The 665-nt window shown below is 25.1% G+C and carries 1 protein-coding gene; it reads right to left on the reverse strand.

Annotation, left to right across the window (positions count from 1 at the left end; genetic code table 11):
- Positions 1–19 precede the first annotated feature (19 nt).
- Positions 20–595: a hypothetical protein gene (locus GJV77_RS14685; protein ID WP_155037073.1), complete on the reverse strand. Its 576-nt coding sequence runs from the start codon at positions 593–595 to the stop codon at positions 20–22.
- Between the last annotated feature and the right edge of the window lie 70 nt (positions 596–665).

Raw genomic sequence — 665 nt, forward strand, 5'->3', positions numbered from 1 at the left:
AAACAGGAGATGACACAGTTTAAGTTACACTCCCGATATGTTCTATCTTATTATCTTTATCATAAATAATTTCATGTAGTCTTCCACGATATAAATCTTTACCTTCCTTATTACTGATTAGAATATCTATGTATGTGGCATAGCTTTTAAATAATTTTAATTTTTTAAAGTTGCTTGAATTTACATTAGCAAAGTATTCCCAATGATTGTTAAATCTAAAAAAGGAGAAACGTCTGTCTAATTTAAATCGTGTTACTAAAAAGAACGATAAATAACCTAGAAGCGCACTGTATAAATATAAAAAAGCAAAAACTTGAACAAAAAGTTTTAAACCATCTATATTTTCAAGCTTTTTAGGGAATGTGTTTTTAGATAAGTCATTGAATAAGTTGTATATGTCTTTGTATTCTAAAGTTTTAAATAACTTGTATTCATATATATCTGTGAAATAATATATTAATATACCAAAAGAAAATATACATAACACACTTGTTAAAATATTCCATAGAAAACGTTCAAGAACATTTCCATGTTCAAACTGATTTTTAAATTTACCTCTAAAGAAGAATTTCCTGTATATAATTCCTGGAAACAAAAATACCATTATGTAAATAATGGTATTAAAAGCTACTTAGATTCAACAAATAAATGCAACAGCATTTAAA

Origin of the sequence: Myroides pelagicus, assembly GCF_009711055.1 — a bacterium.
GTDB lineage: Bacteria > Bacteroidota > Bacteroidia > Flavobacteriales > Flavobacteriaceae > Flavobacterium > Flavobacterium pelagicum.